The organism is Mycobacterium sp. 48b (genome assembly GCF_048282725.1).
Taxonomy (GTDB): domain Bacteria; phylum Actinomycetota; class Actinomycetes; order Mycobacteriales; family Mycobacteriaceae; genus Mycobacterium.
Map to the genome: position 1 here is coordinate 3439747 of NZ_JBLVUL010000001.1, position 18360 is coordinate 3458106.

The 18360-nt window shown below is 66.7% G+C and carries 21 protein-coding genes and 1 pseudogene; 11 read left to right on the forward strand and 11 right to left on the reverse strand.

The genetic code is table 11. From position 1 onward, the window contains the following. Positions 1 to 9: 9 nt before the first annotated feature. Both ACNQR1_RS16655 and ACNQR1_RS16660 read right to left on the reverse strand, forming a co-directional pair. Positions 10 to 525, reverse strand: coding sequence for an SRPBCC family protein (locus ACNQR1_RS16655; protein WP_418047282.1), 516 nt, complete (start codon positions 523 to 525; stop codon positions 10 to 12). Next, a complete protein-coding gene (locus tag ACNQR1_RS16660) occupies positions 522 to 839 on the reverse strand; it encodes an ArsR/SmtB family transcription factor (protein ID WP_054602559.1) in 318 nt (105 codons plus the stop codon). Before ACNQR1_RS16660 ends, ACNQR1_RS16655 begins: the two co-directional genes overlap by 4 nt. Positions 840 to 1029: 190 nt before the next feature. Between ACNQR1_RS16660 and ACNQR1_RS16665 the strand changes: the two genes are divergently transcribed. Further along, a complete protein-coding gene (locus ACNQR1_RS16665) occupies positions 1030 to 1287 on the forward strand; it encodes a DUF3297 family protein (protein WP_418047283.1) in 258 nt (85 codons plus the stop codon). Positions 1288 to 1413: 126 nt separating this feature from the next. On the opposite strand, the gene ACNQR1_RS16670 is transcribed toward ACNQR1_RS16665, so the two are convergent. Genes ACNQR1_RS16670 through ACNQR1_RS16680 form a run of 3 tightly spaced genes read right to left on the reverse strand, consistent with a single transcriptional unit; the run spans position 1414 to position 3550 of the window. Next, positions 1414 to 1932 carry a DinB family protein gene (locus tag ACNQR1_RS16670; protein WP_418047284.1) on the reverse strand — a complete coding sequence of 173 codons (519 nt, stop codon included), beginning with the start codon at positions 1930 to 1932 and terminating at the stop codon, positions 1414 to 1416. Continuing rightward, positions 1929 to 2726 carry a thioesterase family protein gene (locus ACNQR1_RS16675; RefSeq protein ID WP_418047285.1) on the reverse strand — a complete coding sequence of 266 codons (798 nt, stop codon included), beginning with the start codon at positions 2724 to 2726 and terminating at the stop codon, positions 1929 to 1931. The genes ACNQR1_RS16670 and ACNQR1_RS16675 overlap by 4 nt, the downstream gene beginning before the upstream one ends. Continuing rightward, positions 2723 to 3550: a PD-(D/E)XK nuclease family protein gene (locus ACNQR1_RS16680; protein WP_418047286.1), complete on the reverse strand. Its 828-nt coding sequence runs from the start codon at positions 3548 to 3550 to the stop codon at positions 2723 to 2725. Before ACNQR1_RS16680 ends, ACNQR1_RS16675 begins: the two co-directional genes overlap by 4 nt. A gap of 85 nt (positions 3551 to 3635) precedes the next feature. Here ACNQR1_RS16680 and ACNQR1_RS16685 point away from each other — a divergent pair, with 85 nt between their 5' ends. Continuing rightward, complete coding sequence (locus ACNQR1_RS16685) at positions 3636 to 4535, forward strand: tRNA (adenine-N1)-methyltransferase (protein WP_418047287.1); 900 nt, start codon at positions 3636 to 3638, stop codon at positions 4533 to 4535. Between the two features lie 129 nt (positions 4536 to 4664). On the opposite strand, the gene ACNQR1_RS16690 is transcribed toward ACNQR1_RS16685, so the two are convergent. From ACNQR1_RS16690 to ACNQR1_RS16700, 3 genes are read right to left on the reverse strand one after another with little or no spacing between them, the layout of a single operon-like run. Then, positions 4665 to 4958, reverse strand: coding sequence for a DUF503 domain-containing protein (locus ACNQR1_RS16690; protein ID WP_418047288.1), 294 nt, complete (start codon positions 4956 to 4958; stop codon positions 4665 to 4667). 6 nt (positions 4959 to 4964) lie between these two features. Further along, positions 4965 to 5513 (reverse strand): hypothetical protein, encoded by a 549-nt coding sequence (locus ACNQR1_RS16695; RefSeq protein ID WP_418047289.1) that lies wholly within the window; start codon positions 5511 to 5513, stop codon positions 4965 to 4967. Positions 5514 to 5517: 4 nt separating this feature from the next. Then, positions 5518 to 6021 (reverse strand): hypothetical protein, encoded by a 504-nt coding sequence (locus ACNQR1_RS16700; RefSeq protein ID WP_418047290.1) that lies wholly within the window; start codon positions 6019 to 6021, stop codon positions 5518 to 5520. A 145-nt stretch (positions 6022 to 6166) separates the two neighbouring features. Between ACNQR1_RS16700 and arc the strand changes: the two genes are divergently transcribed. Then, the gene (gene arc / locus ACNQR1_RS16705; RefSeq protein ID WP_418047291.1) at positions 6167 to 8008 is read left to right on the forward strand and encodes a proteasome ATPase; all 1842 of its coding nucleotides are present in this window, start codon (positions 6167 to 6169) and stop codon (positions 8006 to 8008) included. 59 nt (positions 8009 to 8067) lie between these two features. Next, positions 8068 to 8565 (forward strand): adenosine-specific kinase, encoded by a 498-nt coding sequence (locus ACNQR1_RS16710; protein ID WP_418047292.1) that lies wholly within the window; start codon positions 8068 to 8070, stop codon positions 8563 to 8565. A 4-nt stretch (positions 8566 to 8569) separates the two neighbouring features. On the opposite strand, the gene ACNQR1_RS16715 is transcribed toward ACNQR1_RS16710, so the two are convergent. Together ACNQR1_RS16715 and ACNQR1_RS16720 are read right to left on the reverse strand one after the other, a co-directional pair. Continuing rightward, positions 8570 to 9712, reverse strand: coding sequence for a hypothetical protein (locus tag ACNQR1_RS16715; RefSeq protein WP_418047293.1), 1143 nt, complete (start codon positions 9710 to 9712; stop codon positions 8570 to 8572). A gap of 87 nt (positions 9713 to 9799) precedes the next feature. Beyond that, positions 9800 to 10702 (reverse strand): LysR family transcriptional regulator, encoded by a 903-nt coding sequence (locus ACNQR1_RS16720; protein WP_418047294.1) that lies wholly within the window; start codon positions 10700 to 10702, stop codon positions 9800 to 9802. A gap of 73 nt (positions 10703 to 10775) precedes the next feature. On the opposite strand from ACNQR1_RS16720, the pseudogene ACNQR1_RS16725 reads away from it, so the two are divergent. After that, a pseudogene (locus tag ACNQR1_RS16725) lies at positions 10776 to 11546 on the forward strand (DMT family transporter); the annotation flags it as partial. Between the two features lie 93 nt (positions 11547 to 11639). Here ACNQR1_RS16725 and ACNQR1_RS16730 read toward each other — a convergent pair. Then, positions 11640 to 12797 (reverse strand): hypothetical protein, encoded by a 1158-nt coding sequence (locus ACNQR1_RS16730; RefSeq protein WP_418050397.1) that lies wholly within the window; start codon positions 12795 to 12797, stop codon positions 11640 to 11642. A gap of 514 nt (positions 12798 to 13311) precedes the next feature. On the opposite strand from ACNQR1_RS16730, the gene ectA reads away from it, so the two are divergent. The 6 genes from ectA (at position 13312) to ACNQR1_RS16760 (ending at position 18323) form a co-directional block, all read left to right on the forward strand. Then, the gene (gene ectA, locus ACNQR1_RS16735) at positions 13312 to 13857 is read left to right on the forward strand and encodes a diaminobutyrate acetyltransferase (protein WP_418047295.1); all 546 of its coding nucleotides are present in this window, start codon (positions 13312 to 13314) and stop codon (positions 13855 to 13857) included. A 47-nt stretch (positions 13858 to 13904) separates the two neighbouring features. Then, positions 13905 to 15191 (forward strand): diaminobutyrate--2-oxoglutarate transaminase, encoded by a 1287-nt coding sequence (ectB, locus tag ACNQR1_RS16740; RefSeq protein WP_418047296.1) that lies wholly within the window; start codon positions 13905 to 13907, stop codon positions 15189 to 15191. Positions 15192 to 15204: 13 nt separating this feature from the next. Continuing rightward, positions 15205 to 15597, forward strand: a complete 393-nt coding sequence (locus tag ACNQR1_RS16745; RefSeq protein WP_418047297.1) for an ectoine synthase — start codon at positions 15205 to 15207, stop codon at positions 15595 to 15597. Next, positions 15594 to 16505, forward strand: a complete 912-nt coding sequence (thpD, locus tag ACNQR1_RS16750; RefSeq protein ID WP_418047298.1) for an ectoine hydroxylase — start codon at positions 15594 to 15596, stop codon at positions 16503 to 16505. Before ACNQR1_RS16745 ends, thpD begins: the two co-directional genes overlap by 4 nt. 9 nt (positions 16506 to 16514) lie before the next feature. Beyond that, positions 16515 to 18023 carry a depupylase/deamidase Dop gene (dop, locus tag ACNQR1_RS16755; RefSeq protein ID WP_418047299.1) on the forward strand — a complete coding sequence of 503 codons (1509 nt, stop codon included), beginning with the start codon at positions 16515 to 16517 and terminating at the stop codon, positions 18021 to 18023. 105 nt (positions 18024 to 18128) lie between these two features. Then, positions 18129 to 18323 carry a ubiquitin-like protein Pup gene (locus ACNQR1_RS16760; protein ID WP_019343292.1) on the forward strand — a complete coding sequence of 65 codons (195 nt, stop codon included), beginning with the start codon at positions 18129 to 18131 and terminating at the stop codon, positions 18321 to 18323. Positions 18324 to 18360 lie beyond the last annotated feature (37 nt).

Sequence of the window (18360 nt, forward strand, 5' to 3'; positions counted from 1 at the left end):
CGTTTCCTCCTATGGGGTCCATTGGGTGCCGAGAGCTTGCGCGACGACTTGATAGCGCTGGGCCCAGTCGGGCAGGGGCTGCCCGCCGAGATACGCCTCCAGCCGGTCCAGGTAGGCATGCGTGCCGGGGTGGAACCCCTGGCCGTCGGAGACCGTCAGTCCGCGGTGCGTGAATCGGAGCAGCGTGCCGTCGCCGTCCGGGGTGAGTTCGTAACGCACGACGCCGGATTCGGGTGCGGACAGGACGGGCTGGTCCCACTCGTGCTCGAAAACCCGCGGCGGGTCCCACACCCGGATCCGTCCGGACATCTTCTTCTGTTGCGGCGGAATCGGCGGCGAGTGCGGAACCATCTCGATCGTGCCGCCTTCGCGGGCGTCGATCGTCGTTTCACCCATCCACTGATTGCGTTGTTCGGGATCGGTGATGGCCGCCCACACCGCCTCGACCGGATAGGGCAGGCGCCGTTCGAAGTTCAGCGCGGCCCGGTCGCCCTCGACGGTGAGTTTGCCTTCACGGCTGGTCATTTCGTCTCCTTGTGAGTCGCTTTGAGATGGCGTTCCAGCGCGTCGAGGTGATCCGACCAGTAGCGGCGGTACCGCTCGATCCACTCGTCGATCTGCACCAGTCCGTCGGCGCGCAGCGCGTAGATCCGGCGCTGCGCGTCGGGGCGCACCTCGACCAGGCCGACCTCCCGCAACACCCGCAGATGCCGGGACACGGTGGGCTGGGTCAGGCCGGGGAGCGTGGCGACGAGCTCGCCTGCGGTGCGTTCACCGTCGACGAGGGCGTCGAGCAATGCGCGTCGACTGGGTTCGGCAACTGCCTCGAACACGTCCATGGATCGAGTATTGCACTACGTCTATATAGACGCAAGTAAATATATGTGGGGTGAACGGCAATCCGCGGCGGCACACACGGGCAGGGGGCGATCGAAGCCCCCAAGACCTACGCGCAACCCGCTACTACAGGGTCGCGTAGATTCTGAAGATCAATCCGAGCACCTAACGCAGCAATCGACGAAGGCGATCATGTCCGAGGATCAGAGCACAGACGTTCCACCGAATCACCTCTCCATCGACCCGCGCAGCGCCTTCTACAGCGAAGAGGTGCTCCGCCGCGACGTGGGCATTCGCTTCAACGGCGTCGAGAAAACCAACGTTCACGAATACGACGTGGCCGAGGGTTGGGTACGTGTCGAGGTCCCTACCGCGAAGGATCGCCGCGGAAATCCCATGGTTGTCAAGCTCCGTGGCACGGTTGAACCCTATTTCCGCTCCGCGGAATAGCGGGTGCTCGTTCGCAAAGGTCCAGCGACTCTTTGGTGCATCCGCGCGAGCCAGGCGAGAATCGAACCAGCTGATGGCCCCTACGGTTTCGCGCACGGCTGCGCGGACAACCCGGGCGGGTGAGGACTAGCCCCCGGATCGGGTCGCGGCGCGCAGCATGCGCAGTTGGCCGATCTCCGCAGCGTTCTTCGTCAGCTCGACGTTCAACCACAACGCCATGTCGGCCAGCGACCGGCCCGAGTCCGGCCCCCACGGAAACGTCGCGGGGACAAGGAGATCCGTGTCGGTCAGCGAGTCCAGCAGGCCCCTCCAGCGGGCGCTCAGCACCCTGATGCGCTGCACCGCGGCCTCAGGGCCCGGCCAGTCGATCTCGGTGCGCGGCGTTGGCGGCCGGCCGTCGACGTGGTCGAGGGCGGTCGACCACCAGAAGATCATGTGCCAGGTGAGCCACCCGATGGTCGGCACCGGAATCGGGTCGGGCTCGACATCGGCGAAGTCCGGCCACCACCGGCCCGACGCATCCTCGTGCACTGTCCACACCAGGGGACCGGGCTCCCACAGGTGGTCGTCGTCGGACAGTGCGGAGAGGTGCAGATCGGCCAGCGCCCAGGCCAGGCCGAACTGACGGCGCAGCTCGACGATCACGGCACCCGCATCACCAGCAGGGTCTGGGCAGAAGTCCCGATAAACCCTTGGCGGTCAAAGATTTCCGCTGTCGTCACGCCGATGCCGTCCGGCCCGATCGAACCGCGGGCCCGAACCGCAAAGTCCGACCCTTCCGGGAGCCGGTGCAGATGGACCGCGGTATCGGTGTTCATGAACACGAACTTCTCCGGATCGAGCGCCGCGCCAATGCCATTGGCCGAATCCACCACCAGCGCCAGGCGCTGCAGGGCCGTGGTCTCCTCGTCGTCGACCACCGGCGTCAACGGACTCATCCAGGCCACCGCCGACTCGCCGTCGGCCGTGTTCTGCCGTCGCCACGACACGCTCTCCAGATAACCCGGTGCGCCTTCCCAGTTGTGCGCCACGCCGGCCGCCTCGCCCTCCACCAATGGCGGGAAGCGATCGGTGACCACGTCGCTGGTATCGCTCGGAGCCAGCAGCCAGGCGGTGACCCGCGCCACCGCGCGCCAGGTGCCGTCGGGCCGGGCTGCCTCCATCTCGGAGACGATCATCGAGATCCGTGATCCCGGACGATCCACCCAGGCCCGAACCCGCACCGGCGCAACCGGAATCGCGCCCAGGATGTCGAGCGTCAACCGCCCGACGCGCAGGCCCGTGCCGGCGGCCAGCTCTTCGATGGCCTTGGTCAACAGCGCCAGCGGCGGTGAGCCGTGCTGAATGGCCGGATCCCAGTTGCTCCGGGTATCGGCGGTGGATTCGAACAGCTGGTACTCACCATCGGTACCGAGCCGATGGTAGTGACACCCGATCATGCAGCTCCTGATTCTGGCCACCCGGGATACGGCGGCGGGGTGCCGCCGAACGCCGGACACAAACTCTGATGTGCACACCACGAGCACAATCGCGACGGATTGGGCCGGAAGTCGCCGGTGGCCCCGGCGGCCTGGATGGCCTTCCAGATCGCCATCAGGGTGCGCTCGAACCGCAGCAGCTCGTCGTGCTCGGGGGAGTAGTCGAGCACCTGGCCGTCGGCCAGATACAACAGCCGAAGCCGCGACGGCATCACCCCACGCGAGCGCAGCAGCGCCACGGCATAGAACTTCATCTGGAACATCGCCTTGAACTCGGCCTGCGCCCGCGCCTCGGGCGGGGCCTTGCCGGTCTTGTAGTCGACGACACGCAACTCGCCCGACGGTGCGACATCGATCCGGTCGACGAATCCGCGCAACAGCGTGCCATCGGTCAGCTCGACCTCGAGGCGATGCTCACAGCACTGCGGATCGAACCGGGTCGGATCCTCCAGACGGTAGTACCCCGACAACAGCGCCCTGGCCTCGGCGAGCAACGTGGCCGGATATTCGGCATCTGCCAGCTCGGGTTCGGCGGCCACCACCTGTTCCCACGCCGGCTCGACCAGCGTCAGCGCGGTGTCATGCACCCGCTCGGCCGCGGGCAGGCCGTAGAGCTGCTCCAATGCGGCGTGCACCAGGGAACCGCGCAGCTGGGCGGTGGACCGGGGCTCGGGGAGGCGGTCGATGGCGCGGAACCGATAGAGCAGCGGACACTGCTTGAAATCGCCGGCCCGTGACGGCGACAGCGCCGGGCGGCGCGGCGTCGGGGCCGGTTCCTCACTCACACCTGCAAGCCTAGGACTGCGCCCCGACAAAGTTGCGGAACCCCGGGCACCACGCCCGGTGCGGGTACTGGCAGGCTGGACGTCCGTGGCAGCGAAGAGACCGACCGGACCGTTTGCCGTTGGCGACCGGGTACAACTCACCGACGCCAAGGGCCGGCGCTACACGATGGTGCTCAACCCCGGCGGCGAGTTCCACACCCATCGCGGCATCATCGCCTTCGACAACGTGATCGGGCTGCCCGAAGGCAGCGTGATCAAATCCACCAACGGCGATCAGTTCCTGGTGCTGCGGCCGCTGCTGGTCGACTACGTGATGTCGATGCCACGCGGGGCGCAGGTGATCTATCCCAAGGACGCCGCGCAGATCGTGCACGAGGGTGACATCTTCCCGGGCGCCCGGGTGTTGGAGGCCGGTGCCGGATCCGGCGCGCTGACCTGCTCGCTGTTGCGGGCGGTCGGCCCCGAGGGCCGGGTGACGTCGTACGAGATCCGCGACGACCACGCTCCGACCGCCGAGAAGAATGTGATCACGTTCTTCGGGGAGCGCCCGGAGAACTGGGACCTGGTGGTCGCCGACCTCGCCGACTACGACGGCCCGGAGATGGACCGCGTGGTGCTGGACATGCTGGCGCCATGGGAGGTGCTGCCCGCGGTCTCCAAGGCGCTGGTCGCCGGTGGTGTAGTGATGGTCTACGTCGCCACCGTCACGCAGCTGTCACGGGTCGTGGAGGCCCTGCGCGAACAGCAGTGCTGGACCGAGCCGCGGGCCTGGGAGAGCATGCAGCGCGGCTGGCACGTGGTGGGCCTGGCGGTCCGCCCGGAACACAACATGCGCGGCCACACCGCCTTTCTGGTCAGTGCGCGCAAGTTGGCCCCGGGCGCGGTGGCGCCGGTCCCGCTGCGCAAGAAGCGTCAGCTCGCAGTCGAGGCCGCAGTCGAGGCTGCCGCCGAGTCCGCCGTCGGGTCGGAGTCGGGCAGCGCCTGACGGGCCTCCGGCTCTCTGGTGCCGCCGTTTTCTGCGCCCGGGCTGCTCGTCGACCGGGATCGCCGCCCTGGTGCAGAAAGCGGCAATCAGAGTTGGGCCGGCTTGATCGGTGACGTGGGCCGGGCGCGTTCAGTCGTCGCTGTGGTGCAAGCCCCGCCTAGCGGAGAGCAATTCGAGTTCGGGGCGGCCCGCGACCATCCGTTCGGCGGCATCGAGGACTTCGACCACATGGGCACGGTCGGCGGCGACCAGGGCGACGCCGATGCCTGCCCGGCGATGCAGATCCTGGGCGCCGGATTCGGCTGCCGACACCGCGAGCTTGCGGTGCAGCTCGGCGATGACCGGCCGGATCACCGAGCGCTTCTGCTTGAGCGAATGCACATCACCGAGCAGCAGGTCGAACTCCAACCAGCCGATCCACATGGCATCTCAGCGGGGTGGGGTCGGGGCGGGCGGCGCAGATGTTTCGGCGCCCGCGCCCATCACCAGCAACAGATCGGCGGTGTGCCTGGTCAGCTGCCAGCCGTCGCCGTGCGGGGTGAATTCCATCGGGAAGCTGAAGTCGCGGGCCGAATTCTCGCCTCCTGCGGTGACCTTGACGGTCGCCACCACGTTGTTCGGCTCGGTTTGCGACCAGGCCAGATCGTTGGCCTCGAAGGTCAGCGGGGTGAATCCGTTGTCGGCCAGCGCGCGGCCGAACTTGTCCAGCGCGGCGGCGTCATCGGCCGTGCCCTGTTCGACCAGGACGACCTTTTCGGCACCGGGGACGTTGACGTCGGCCAGCCGGTCCAGCACACCGGTCAGCGCTTCGGGAGCGGGCAACGGCGCGGCGGGCGGCGCTGCCGGCGCCGTCGTGGTGAGCGCGCTCGTTTTCGGGTGCGAGCTGCGCGCCGGATGATCTGAGCTGCTGCACCCACAGAGCCCAAGTGCCGCCACGATCGTGGCGGCACCCAGGACTGCGATACGGCTGTGGTTCAACTACCTAGCCGACAGAGGACAGCAGCGCCATGGCCGATCCCTTGGAGATCTGCCAGCCGGTCGGGCTCGGGCCCGCCACGAACTGGATGTTCTGGGTGGCGGTCCCACCGGTGGCCGAGGTGGCGGTGACATCGGCAAACGCCACGCCGCCCTGGTCGTCGATGTTGGCGATGTTGAAGGTCAGCGGGAACTTACCTTCGGCGGCGGCCTTGTTGTAGGCGCGGTCGGCGGCGATGCTCTCGATACGACCGATGCCGCCCTGGATGTAGGGGGCCTTGCCGCTGAACGAGCCACCGCCGGCGAGTGCCTGCAGAGTCTGAACCAGCGGCGACGCCAGATCCGGTGCCGGGGTGGCCGGCAGGGGCGCGTCGAACACGACCGGCTGGATCGCCGGGGCGGCCGACATGCCGCTGGATGCAATAGAAGTCACACCCGCCGCTGCTCCGCCCACCACGGCGGCGGCAGCAGCTGCGGTGATAAAGCCGGTAACGAGGGTTTTCAAGGCCACGATTGTCCTTTCGATCGGACCAACTGAACTAAGAGGCTAACAGTGGTGCTGGTGTGTCTCGTTCCTAGAGCGCACACAATGGCTGAATCGCCGGTAGCGTTGAAGTTGTTACTGCACCAACTTACGGTGCGGGAGGGAGCGCAATATGAGTGAGTCAGAGCGTTCGGAGGGCCATGCCGAGAGTTTCTCGGCGGGCTACTCGCAGCCCATGTCCAGCGATGATGCCGCCGAGCTGGAATCGCTGCGCCGTGAGGCTGCGGTTCTGCGTGAGCAGTTGGAGAATGCGGTAGGGCCTCAGAGCGGACTGCGCAGTGCCCGCGACGTCCACCAGCTTGAGGCGCGGATCGACTCGCTCGCGTCGCGCAACGCCAAGCTCATGGACACCCTCAAGGAAGCCCGTCAGCAGCTACTCGCCCTGCGCGAGGAAGTGGACCGGCTGGGTCAGCCGCCCAGCGGCTACGGCGTGCTGCTGGGTACCCACGAAGACGACACCGTCGACGTGTTCACCTCGGGCCGCAAGATGCGACTCACCTGCTCCCCGAACATCGAGACCGCGTCACTCAAGCAGGGCCAGACGGTCCGGCTCAACGAGGCGCTCACCGTGGTCGAGGCCGGCAACTTCGAGTCGGTCGGTGAGATCAGCACGTTGCGCGAAATCCTGGCCGACGGCCATCGGGCCCTTGTGGTCGGGCACGCCGACGAAGAGCGCATCGTCTGGTTGGCCGAGCCGCTGATCGCCGTCGAGGACCTGCCGGAGGATTCCGAGGCCGCGCTCGACGACGACCGACCCCGCAAGCTCCGGCCCGGCGACTCACTGCTGGTCGACACCAAGGCCGGGTACGCCTTCGAGCGCATCCCCAAGGCCGAGGTCGAGGACCTGGTGCTCGAAGAGGTGCCCGACGTCAGCTACAACGACATCGGCGGACTGGGCCGGCAGATCGAGCAGATCCGCGACGCCGTGGAGCTGCCCTTCCTGCACAAGGAGCTCTACCGCGAGTACTCGCTGCGCCCGCCCAAGGGCGTGCTGCTCTACGGCCCGCCCGGTTGCGGTAAGACGCTGATCGCCAAGGCCGTGGCGAACTCGCTGGCCAAGAAGATGGCCGAGGTCCGTGGCGACGACGCCCGCGAGGCGAAGAGCTACTTCCTCAACATCAAGGGTCCCGAGCTGCTGAACAAGTTCGTCGGTGAGACCGAGCGTCACATCCGGCTGATCTTCCAGCGCGCCCGCGAGAAGGCGTCCGAGGGCACCCCGGTGATCGTGTTCTTCGACGAGATGGATTCGATCTTCCGCACCCGCGGTACCGGCGTCAGCTCTGACGTCGAGACAACCGTTGTGCCGCAGCTGCTTTCGGAGATCGACGGTGTGGAAGGGCTGGAGAACGTCATCGTCATCGGCGCCTCCAACCGCGAGGACATGATCGACCCGGCGATCCTGCGGCCCGGCCGCCTGGACGTCAAGATCAAGATCGAGCGCCCCGATGCCGAGTCGGCGCAGGACATCTTCTCGAAGTACCTGACCGAGGCGCTGCCGGTGCACGCCGACGATCTCGCCGAGTTCGGCGGCGACCGTTCCCTGACGATCAAGACGATGATCGAGAAGGTTGTGGACCGGATGTACGCCGAGATCGACGACAACCGGTTCCTGGAGGTCACCTACGCCAACGGTGACAAGGAAGTCATGTACTTCAAGGACTTCAACTCCGGCGCCATGATCCAGAACGTCGTCGACCGCGCGAAGAAGAACGCCATCAAGAGCGTGCTGGAGACCGGTCAGCCCGGTCTGCGGATCCAGCACCTGTTGGATTCGATCGTCGACGAGTTCGCCGAGAACGAGGACCTGCCCAACACCACCAATCCCGATGACTGGGCCCGGATCTCGGGCAAGAAGGGCGAGCGGATCGTCTACATCCGCACGCTGGTCACCGGCAAGAGTTCGTCGGCCAGCAGGGCTATCGACACCGAGTCGAACCTGGGGCAATACCTCTAGCCGGGATCGGCTGGGCGTAATCGGCCCCAACCGGGCGGCGCCGGTGGCAGCATGATGCTGTGACCACACCGGCGCTGTCCTGGGACGTGGTGTCCGTCGACAAGCCCGACGACCTCAACGTCGTCATCGGGCAGGCGCACTTCATCAAGACGGTCGAGGACCTGCACGAGGCAATGGTGGGGGTCAGCCCGTCGTTGCGGTTCGGGCTGGCATTCTGCGAGGCGTCCGGTCCCCGGTTGGTGCGCCGCAGCGGCAACGATCCCGACCTGGTCGAGCTCGCGGTGCGCAATGCGCTGGCGATCGGCGCAGGACATGTTTTCGTCATCTTCCTGCGCGACGGGTTCCCGGTGAACATCCTCAACCCGGTCAAAGGGGTCCCCGAGGTCTGCTCGATCTTCTGCGCCACCGCCAATCCGGTCGACGTCTTGGTCGCCGTCACCCCGCTGGGCCGCGGCGTCGTCGGAGTGGTGGACGGGCAGTCGCCACTGGGCGTCGAATCCGACGATGACGTGGCAGCCCGGCGGGATCTGTTGCGCGCGATCGGCTACAAGCTCTGACCCGTCAGGATTCCGCCGTGTGGGTGCGGTAGCGGTCGCGCGCCACCAGGGTGAGTCGCAGGTCATCGAGCAGCGGGTCGAGGAACCGGGTCCGCTGCTCGGCGTCGGACACCGCCCGGGCACTGAGGTACATGAACGTCAACGCGGCCAGGAACATGGTGATCTGGATCAGGGCCTGGGGGACCGGGAAGGTCATTCCCAGCAGCCGGCCGTCGGGTGATCCGTTGTGGGTCCACGCGGCCAGTAGTTCGGGACTGAGCACGATCAGTCCCAGCACGAAGAAGATCAGCGCGGTCACGATTGCGACCGTGAGCACCTGGACGATCTGGGACAGCACGAGCGCGAACACCACGTTGAGCCGTTCGGGCTTCGACAGTCGCACCCGCCGCGGCCGGTCGGGCATGTCGGCGAACGGGGTGCCGGCCAGCCGCCCGTCGTCCTCGGGTTCCTTGGCGTCGGGCCGCAGAATCGGCCGCACCCGCTCGAGCGTGCTGGAGACCAGAAACACCGTGGCGACCGCGAAGAGGAAGACCAGAGCCAGCCAGAGGCGGGGACGGCTCAGGGTGGAGGCCATCACCCACACGTACGTGTTGAAGAACACCAGCACGGTCAGCAGGACCACCGGCAGTGCCCGGACGAACAGGCTGCCGACCGACGCCAGATTAGAGATCGTCACCCGGGCTGCGAAACCGAGGATCGATCCGATTCCTGTTGCAGTGCAAACCAATACGGTGGCGATGACCACCAATTCGATGGTCAGGTTCACGCCGCTGCGCGCGGTGAGGCCGCCGTAGAATCCGCTCGCCACGATCGCCAGGCAGGCCGCCGCCGACACCGCATCGGCGGCGCGCCCGGTCGGGAGTCGGGACACCGCCCACCCCACCACGGCGGCGGTCGGCAACACCAGTAGCAGGACCGCCAGAACGAACCACTCGGTGCGAGTCGGGGTGCCATCGATGGCAATGGTGTGCTTGCCGGTCAGGGCGACCACCAGCACCGAACTCACCATCACCCACGCGTAGGCGGCCAGGGCCGGTGCCGACCGCGCCCACACCGACCGGACCAGCGCTCCCGGGCGCAACACCGCGGGCAGCCCGTTGGTCAGGAACCAGCGTTCGGCCTCGATGCGGTCAGGGTTCGTCATCATGACTACTGCACCAAGCATTCAGCGGTACGGCAAGCACCGGGCGGGCAGACCGGCGCGGCGTGTCGTGGCGCACCACGGACGCGGATGTCAGGTGAGCGCCGAGCTGATCTCCGCGGCTGCGGCGCGCAGCACATCGAGCACAACGGCCACCGCGGGCCGCGCCGTCGCACCCGCGCGGGTGACCGCTTCGACCCGCCGGGCCACCGAGATGTCGGTGATCGGCAACCTCACCAACTCACGCGCGAGCCTCACGTAGCGGGGCATCAGGGCGATACCGGTACCCGCGTGCACCAGTTCCTCGACGACGCGGAAGTCATTGATTCGCTGGGTGATTCGTGGCCGTATTCCGGACAGGATGGTAATCGAGTTGAGCACGTCGTCGACCATCAATCCGCCTTCGACACCGATCCAGCGTTCGTCGGCCAGATCGGCCAGCCGGACCTGATGGCGGCCGGCGAGATGGTGTCCCGGCGGCAGGACGACGTCCAGTGGCTCCCGTAACAGCTCGGTGGCTTCGAAGCGCGGACCCCAAGGCGACGCGTCGCGTTCATCGCGGTGAACCACCACGACATCGAAGTCGGCGAGTTGCGCCGGTGCCCGGGACGCCGGCACGTCGATGTCGCGCCCGAGAACCTGGACTCCGTGTTCGGCAGCCCGGATGATCAACGGAGCCAACAACATCGCTGCCCCGGACGGGAAGAACGAAACACTGACCGTGCCGCGCGGCGTGCTGCGATAGGCGTCCATCTCGGCCCGGGCGCGGTCCAATGCCGCCAGCACGGCATCGGCATGCCCGACCAGCACCTGCCCGGCGTCGGTCAGACGCACCCGCCTGCCGTCGGGTTCGATCAAAGTCACCCCGGCCTCGCGTTGCAGGATTTTCAGCTGCTGGGAGACGGCCGAGGGTGTCATCGACAGCGCCTGGGCCACCGCGGCGACCGTGCCGTGGTCGGCGAGCTCACGCAGCATCCGCAGGCGGCCGGCATCCATGAAGTAATGCTACATATATAGTGAAAAAAGATTAGCTTGACTGAACTATTGGGTGGGCAACAGGCTGGTCCGTATGGCCCGACGTTCTACCGATCTCTGTCTTCTCGCGGTTGCCGTGGTGTGGGGATCGAGCTATCTGGCCACCAAGCAGATCGCCGCCCCCGAGACGGTTTTCGCGCTCCTGGTGGTGCGGTTCGCCCTCGCCGCAGCGGTGCTGGCTGTCGTCCTGTGCCGGCGGCTGACGGGACTGACCCGCACCGAGGCAGCCTCGGGCGTACTCGGCGGGATTCTCCTGGCCGCGGTCTGTGTTGCCGAAACCTACGGCGTGACGATGACTTCGGCGTCCAATGCGGGACTGATCATGGCGCTGACCATCGTGGCCACCCCCATGATCCAGCGCCATCGGGTGGCGCGCCGCTTCTATCTCGCGGCGGCACTGGCGGTGACCGGTTGCGCGTTGCTGACCCAAGCCGGCGGCCTGACCGCGCCGCGCACGGGGGACATCGTGATCGTGCTGGCCGCGCTGCTGCGGGCGGTGCATGTGACCGTCATGGCGCGCATGTCCGATGCGCATGAGATCGACTCGGCCCGAACCACGTTGGTTCAGTTGCTCACCGTCGCGGCACTGGCGCTCGCCCTCTGCGGACTGTCGGGGCAATCGGTCGCGGCGACGACGGCCGGCTACGGAGTCGCCGACTGGGCCGTCATCGGATACCTGGTGTCGGCCTGCACCGTGTTTGCGTTCCTGGTGCAGTTGCGGGCATTGGGCACGACCAGTCCGGCCCGGGTCAGTCTGCTGGTGGGCACCGAACCGCTGTGGGCCGCCGTCATCGGTGTCGCGGTGGCCGGTGATCCCGTCACCGCCGCCGGAATCGCCGGGGCCGCACTGGTGATCGTCGGCACCACCTGGGGGCGGATGGTGTTGACGGCACCGGACTCAGCGTCGCTCCAACTCCAGGTAGGCGTCACGCCCGGCCAGGCTGACCGCGACGTCGGCGATCAATGGGTCGAAGAACCTCTCGCGGTACAACGGATCGACGCTCGTGCTCACGGTGAAGTACAGGCCGGAGAGCACCGCCACGAACAGCGACATGTGCACCACGGTCTGAGGAATCGGGATCGCGATGCCGAACCATGTTCCGGCGCAGGGCGGCGCGCCGGTCTGGCAGGCCGTCTCGGCCGACCACAGCACGATGACGTCGTCGGGAATGGCGATGATCCCCAGCGCCAGGAAGAACGCGAACAGTCCGGTGGTGAACAGCACCACCTGGATCGCCTGGGACACCACCATCACCGCCACCACGTTGACCTGTTCGGCGCGTGACAGCGGGGTGCGGCGCGGATGGTGACCGTCCCGAACCGGCAGCGGGGTGCCGGCCAGCAGTGCGGCCGGGTCGCTGGGCCCGCCGCGCTCCTCGCGCAGGGCGAGTACCTCGTCACGAATCGTGGTGACCATGAAGGCGATTGCGATCAGAGCCAGGAATCCGATCGTCTGCCACAGCCGGTGGCGGGGCATCCGGGCCGAGAGTTGCCACAACTCGCCGGTGAAATAGACCACGACGGTCAGCATCAGCAGGGGCAGGGCGCGGCTCATCAGGGTGCCGAGCGCCCCCAGCTGCAGCCAGGCAAACCGGAACGCCCACAACGCGATCGAGCCGAAACCCAGGTACGTCAGCCACACGACGAGCACAGCGACGAGCGCGAATGCGGCGGCCTCGGCCGCGGCGATCCCGGAGAAGCCGCTGTCGGCGAACGGCAGACCGACGACGAACATGGCCATCACGAGCAGTGCTGCCGAGCGGCGACCCGCTTCACTGCGGGTCGTGTCCGCTCGGTGCAGCAGTTCCAGCACGAACGGTGCCGCGAGCAACAACACGGCCAGGACGCCGAGTTTGACTGCGGTGCCGACGCGTACGACGGTCCCGGTGAGCTCGGCCAACAGCATGATCAAGGCGATGAGCCCGCCGGCCGCGGCGACCATCGGTGCGGATCGCTCAAGCAGCGCGCGCGATCGCACCCTGCGGGTCAGTACCAGCGGCAGCCCGCGCTGGAGGAACCAGTCGTGCACACGCCGCATGTCGGCCACGGCGGTCATTGTGCTCGATCCCGGCGTTGCTGAGGTCATTTCGGTGTAGTCGACGCGTCGCGACGGATCGCGTGGTGTTGCCCGCACGGCAACGCGCCGGCCGTCGGCCGTTCCACCGATTCGGTGACACCCGCCGAGCATATTCGACCGGTTCTCGAGGCCGGACCAATACCCGCGTTTATTAAATTTCGATTGGAATATTTCCGGTGCGGAATATGGGGAGAAATCCCGGGGACGCGTTGCGTTCGTCGGTTGCGGCGGCCGCGTCCGCGTAGTACGCGACAGGGGCCGAGGGTGGTACCCCTGCACCAATGTAACGATTCGATAACGACGCTAACACTTTTCTGGGATTGACGATTTGTGAAGTTATTCCAGGTCAAAGACGGTGACTGCAGACGGAATGCCGGTCCTGGCGCGGTCCTGGAGCTTGATCCCGGCAGGGCGGTGTGCTTACGTCGATGGCACCGATGGCTTGAAACTGACGATGATCGCTGAGAAGTTCGGTGGTGACTTTTAACTCGATATGCATGTTTTAGAAAGCGTTCCGGGACGCCATTCCCGGGAAGAATTCCTGCGCCCTCCACGGGGTACCGATGCGATTGGCATCCGCGACCTCGCGGAAGCCACCGGGGTGCTCGATCTGAATTCCACCTATGCCTATCTGTTGCTGGCAACAGATTTTGCTGCCACGTCAATAGTGGCCGAGCGCGACGGTGACCTGCACGGATTCATCACGGGTTACCACCCGCCGCCGCGGCCGGATGTGCTGTTCGTGTGGCAGGTCGCCGTGTCGCCCTCGGCGCAGGGCGGGGGACTGGCCAGCACCATGCTCGACGCGCTCGTACACCGCGTACGGACACAGCGCGACGGGCGTCCCGTGACCGTGGAAGCCACGGTCTCGCCGGGCAACGCCGCCTCACGCGCGTTCTTCGGCGCCTTCGCGCGCCGGCACGGTGTCCCGATGGTCGAGGACCCACATTTCGGTTGCGATCTCCTCGATGCCGACGGGGCTCACGAAGACGAGCCGATTCTGCGGATGGGGCCCATCGCTACACCGCTTTCTCGCTGAAATCAGTTATCTGATAACCAGTTTGATTTGATTGGAAGGATTGTCCCTTGCTGCTCGCTACGACAGCGCCGTTGTCCGAATCTGACCTTCCCGACGTGTTCAGTTCGGTGGAGTCCGAGGTCCGCAGCTATTGCCGCAGCTGGCCCACCGTCATGAACAGCGCCGCAGGTTCCTGGGTGACCGACACGGCGGGGCGCACGTACATCGACTTCTTCGCCGGCGCAGGGGCGTTGAACTACGGCCACAACAACGCCGCCCTCAAAGAGCCGCTGCTGCAGTACCTCGCCTCCGACGGCATCGTCCATTCCCTGGACATGGCCACCGCGGCCAAGCAGCGGTTCCTGGAGAGCTTCGAACGGCTCATCCTGCGTCCGCGCGGGCTCGACTACAAGGTGCAGTTCCCTGGACCGACCGGGGCGAACTCGGTGGAGTCGGCGCTCAAGCTGGCCAGGAAAGTAACCGGCCGTGAGTCGGTCATCAGCTTCACCAACGCATTTCACGGCATGACGCTGGGTGCCCTGTCGGTCACCGGCAACTCGATGAAGCGGGCCGGGGCGGGCATCCCGTTGGTGCACGCCACCCCGATGCCGTACGACAACTACTTCGGCGGGGTCACCGAGGACTTCCAGTGGTTCGAGCGCGTTCTCGACGATTCGGGCAGCGGGCTCAACCGCCCTGCAGCGGTGATCGTCGAAACCGTCCAGGGGGAGGGCGGTCTCAACGTCGCGCGGATCGAATGGCTACGCGCGCTGGCCGAGTTGTGCCGCAAGCGCGACATCCTGCTCATCGTCGATGACGTCCAGATGGGGTGCGGCCGCACCGGGCCGTTCTTCAGTTTCGAGGCCGCAGGCATCGTGCCCGATATCGTCACGATATCGAAGTCGGTCAGTGGCTACGGCCTGCCGATGGCGCTCACGCTGTTCCGCCGCGATCTCGACGTGTGGACGCCGGGGGAGCACAACGGTACGTTCCGCGGTCACAACCCCGCGTTCATCACGGCTACCGCGGCGATCGAGACATACTGGGAGAACGACGGATTCAGCGCCGACACTGTCGTCAAGGGTGAGTTGCTGCGGGCGCGGCTGGAAGAGATCGCCGCTGCCCACGACGGCGTGACCGCCCGTGGCCGCGGGATGGCCCAGGGTCTCAAGTTCGACTCCCCGGATATGGCCGGGCAGGTGTGCCGGGCCGCCTTCGACCGCGGTGCGCTGATGGAGACCAGCGGCCCGTCCGACGAGGTGGTCAAACTGCTGCCGCCGCTGACCACTCTTCCGACCGAACTGTCCGAGGGGCTCGACATTCTCGCCGAGTCCGTGGCCGTCACGCTGTCCTGAGGAGGCCTGAAACATGATTGTCCGCACCACCGCCGAGATCACCGGTACCGACCGAGACGTGGCCGACGGCACCTGGCGATCCAAGCGCATCATCCTGTCCGGCGACGGCGTCGGTTTCTCGTTCCACGAGACCACCATCGAAGCCGGGTCGGTCAACGAGTTCCACTACCAGCATCACGTCGAGGCGGTCTGGGTGATCGAGGGCACCGGCACGCTGACGGATCTGGAGACCGGGCAGCAGTATCCGCTCGCGGACGGAACCATGTACCTGCTCAACAACAATGACCGCCACCGGGTCACCTGCGATGAGCAGTTGCGCATGCTGTGTGTGTTCAACCCGCCCGTGACCGGCCGGGAGGTGCACGACGAGAACGGCGTATACCCCGCGCCGCAGTCGGTCGCATGACGGCACAGTGGGAAGCCGAGGGGGAAGCGTCCGCGGTCGAGGACCGCTACCCGACGCGGCTCGAGCACGCGATCGATCCGATACCGCGTCACGAGCCCGTGGTGTGGGGCGGTGACGCCGACGGACCGCTGAGCCGGCCTCACCTGGACGGGTTCTCCGAATACGGCTACCTGCTGGCGCCCGAAACGGTGTCGGACGATTGGCTGCCCCTGCTGCGGCACGAAATCGACCGGATAGCAGCGGATCTGGACAGGGATGACCCGCGGGTGATCCGTGAGCCGGGCGGCACGATCAGGTCGATCTTCGAACCGCATCTGCTGAGCGACCTGGTGGCCCAGGTGGTCCGCCTCGACACGGTGTTGCCGGTCGCTCGGCAGTTGCTCGGCGGAGACGTCTACATCCACCAGGCCCGGATCAATCTCATGCCCGGGTTCACCGGGACGGGGTTCTACTGGCATTCGGACTTCGAGACCTGGCACGCCGAGGACGGGATGCCGGCGATCCGGGCTGTCTCCTGCTCGATCGCCCTGACCGAGAACTATCCGTACAACGGGTCGCTCATGGTCATCCCGGGATCGCACCAGACGTTCTATCCGTGCGTCGGCGCCACACCCGAGGACAACCACGACACCTCACTGGTGGCCCAGAACATCGGCGTGCCCGATCAGACGACGTTGACCAAGGCTGTCGACACCCATGACATCCACCAGTTCACCGGCCCGCCCGGTACTGCGCTGTGGTTCGACGCGAACCTGCTGCACGGCTCGGGATCCAACATCACGCCCCTGCCGAGGTCGAATGTCTTCCTCGTGTTCAACTCGGTCGACAACGCGCTGACCGAGCCGTTCGCCGCCGCGCGGCCGCGGCCTGAATACCTGGCGGCCCGGGGTGCACAGGCCGTCACCTAGGCTGGCCACATGCAACGGATCATCGGAACAGAGGTCGAATACGGCATCTCATCGCCGTCCGATCCGACCGCCAATCCGATCCTGACGTCGACTCAGGCGGTGCTGGCGTACGCGGCCGCCGCCGGGATCCAGCGCGGCAAGCGGACTCGGTGGGACTACGAGGTCGAAAGCCCGCTGCGCGATGCCCGCGGATTCGACCTGTCCCGTGCGTCCGGGCCGGCACCGATCGTCGATGCCGACGAGGTCGGCGCGGCCAACATGATCCTCACCAACGGCGCCCGGCTCTACGTGGACCATGCCCACCCGGAGTACTCGGCGCCGGAGTGCACCGATCCGATGGACGCGGTGATCTGGGACAAGGCCGGTGAGCGCGTGATGGAGGCCGCCGCTCGCCATGTCGCGAGCGTGCCCGGGGCCGCCAAGCTGCAGCTCTACAAGAACAACGTGGACGGCAAGGGTGCCTCCTACGGGTCCCACGAGAACTACCTGATGAGCCGTCAGACCCCGTTCTCGGCGGTGATCGCGGGGTTCACCCCGTTCCTGGTGTCCCGTCAGGTGGTGACCGGCTCGGGCCGGGTCGGCATCGGGCCCTCGGGTGACGATCCCGGCTTCCAGCTGTCCCAGCGTGCCGACTACATCGAGGTCGAGGTCGGCCTGGAGACCACGCTCAAGCGCGGCATCATCAACACCCGCGACGAGCCGCACGCCGACGCCGACAAGTACCGCCGGCTGCACGTCATCATCGGCGACGCCAACCTGGCCGAGACGTCGACCTACCTCAAGGTCGGGACCAGCTCCCTGGTGCTCGACCTGATCGAGGAGGGCCCGCAGTTCGGGCTGGACCTGTCCGACCTGGCCCTGGCCCGGCCGGTGCACGCCGTGCATGTGATCAGCCGCGATCCGTCGCTGCGGGCCACCGTGGCACTGGCCGACGGTCGTGAGATGACCGCCCTGGCACTGCAACGGGTCTATCTGGACCGGGTGGCCAAACTCGTCGACATCAAGGACCCGGATCCGCGCGCCTCCCATGTCGTGGAGACCTGGGCGCACGTGCTGGACCTGCTCGAACGCGATCCGATGGAATGCTCCGAGATCCTCGACTGGCCGGCCAAGCTGCGGTTGCTGGAGGGGTTCCGCCAGCGCGAGAACCTCGGTTGGCAGGCGCCGCGGCTCCACCTGGTGGACCTGCAGTACTCCGACGTCCGGCTGGACAAGGGTCTCTACAACCGGCTGGTGGCGCGCGGGTCGATGAAGCGCCTGGTCACCGAGCAGCAGGTGATCGACGCGGTCGACAACCCGCCGACCGACACGCGGGCGTATTTCCGCGGCGAATGCCTGCGCCGTTTCGGTTCCGACATCGCCGCGGCGAGTTGGGACTCGGTGATCTTCGATCTCGGGGGCGATTCGCTCGTCCGGATTCCCACTCTGGAGCCGCTGCGCGGCAGCAAGGCGCACGTCGGCGCCCTGCTGGACTCTGTGGACAGCGCGGCCGAACTCGTCGAGCAACTCACGAACTGACCATTTCCGGCGGTGAGCTATCCCGGGCAATCCGGGTGCTGACCGGTACTGTGGAAGAACCGGTTGGGCGGTTAGCCCGGCCGATGACAATTGCAGGAGGCAGCGATGGCTCAAGAGCAGACCAAGCGTGGCGGTGGCGGCGGCGAGGATGAGGACCTCCCGGGTGCATCTGCCGCCGGCCAGGAGCGTCGCGAAAAGCTGGCCGAGGAGACCGACGATCTGCTCGATGAGATCGACGACGTGCTGGAAGAGAACGCAGAAGACTTCGTGCGCGCATACGTCCAAAAGGGCGGCCAGTGACCTGGCGCGAAAACCTGTCTCTGTCCCAACCCCACTC

Bases quoted from the DNA above. Each gene is read 5' to 3' on its own strand.
- dop (WP_418047299.1), top strand. From the start codon at position 16,515: ATGCAACGGATCATCGGAACAGAGGTCGAATACGGCATCTCATCGCCG.
- ACNQR1_RS16655 (WP_418047282.1), bottom strand. From the start codon at position 525: ATGACCAGCCGTGAAGGCAAACTCACCGTCGAGGGCGACCGGGCCGCG.
- thpD (WP_418047298.1), top strand. From the start codon at position 15,594: ATGACGGCACAGTGGGAAGCCGAGGGGGAAGCGTCCGCGGTCGAGGAC.
- ACNQR1_RS16760 (WP_019343292.1), top strand. From the start codon at position 18,129: ATGGCTCAAGAGCAGACCAAGCGTGGCGGTGGCGGCGGCGAGGATGAG.
- ACNQR1_RS16675 (WP_418047285.1), bottom strand. From the start codon at position 2,726: ATGATCGGGTGTCACTACCATCGGCTCGGTACCGATGGTGAGTACCAG.
- ACNQR1_RS16660 (WP_054602559.1), bottom strand. From the start codon at position 839: ATGGACGTGTTCGAGGCAGTTGCCGAACCCAGTCGACGCGCATTGCTC.
- ACNQR1_RS16715 (WP_418047293.1), bottom strand. From the start codon at position 9,712: ATGATGACGAACCCTGACCGCATCGAGGCCGAACGCTGGTTCCTGACC.
- ACNQR1_RS16720 (WP_418047294.1), bottom strand. From the start codon at position 10,702: ATGGATGCCGGCCGCCTGCGGATGCTGCGTGAGCTCGCCGACCACGGC.
- ACNQR1_RS16730 (WP_418050397.1), bottom strand. From the start codon at position 12,797: ATGACCGCCGTGGCCGACATGCGGCGTGTGCACGACTGGTTCCTCCAG.
- ACNQR1_RS16690 (WP_418047288.1), bottom strand. From the start codon at position 4,958: ATGTGGATCGGCTGGTTGGAGTTCGACCTGCTGCTCGGTGATGTGCAT.
- ACNQR1_RS16745 (WP_418047297.1), top strand. From the start codon at position 15,205: ATGATTGTCCGCACCACCGCCGAGATCACCGGTACCGACCGAGACGTG.
- arc (WP_418047291.1), top strand. From the start codon at position 6,167: ATGAGTGAGTCAGAGCGTTCGGAGGGCCATGCCGAGAGTTTCTCGGCG.
- ectA (WP_418047295.1), top strand. From the start codon at position 13,312: ATGCATGTTTTAGAAAGCGTTCCGGGACGCCATTCCCGGGAAGAATTC.
- ACNQR1_RS16665 (WP_418047283.1), top strand. From the start codon at position 1,030: ATGTCCGAGGATCAGAGCACAGACGTTCCACCGAATCACCTCTCCATC.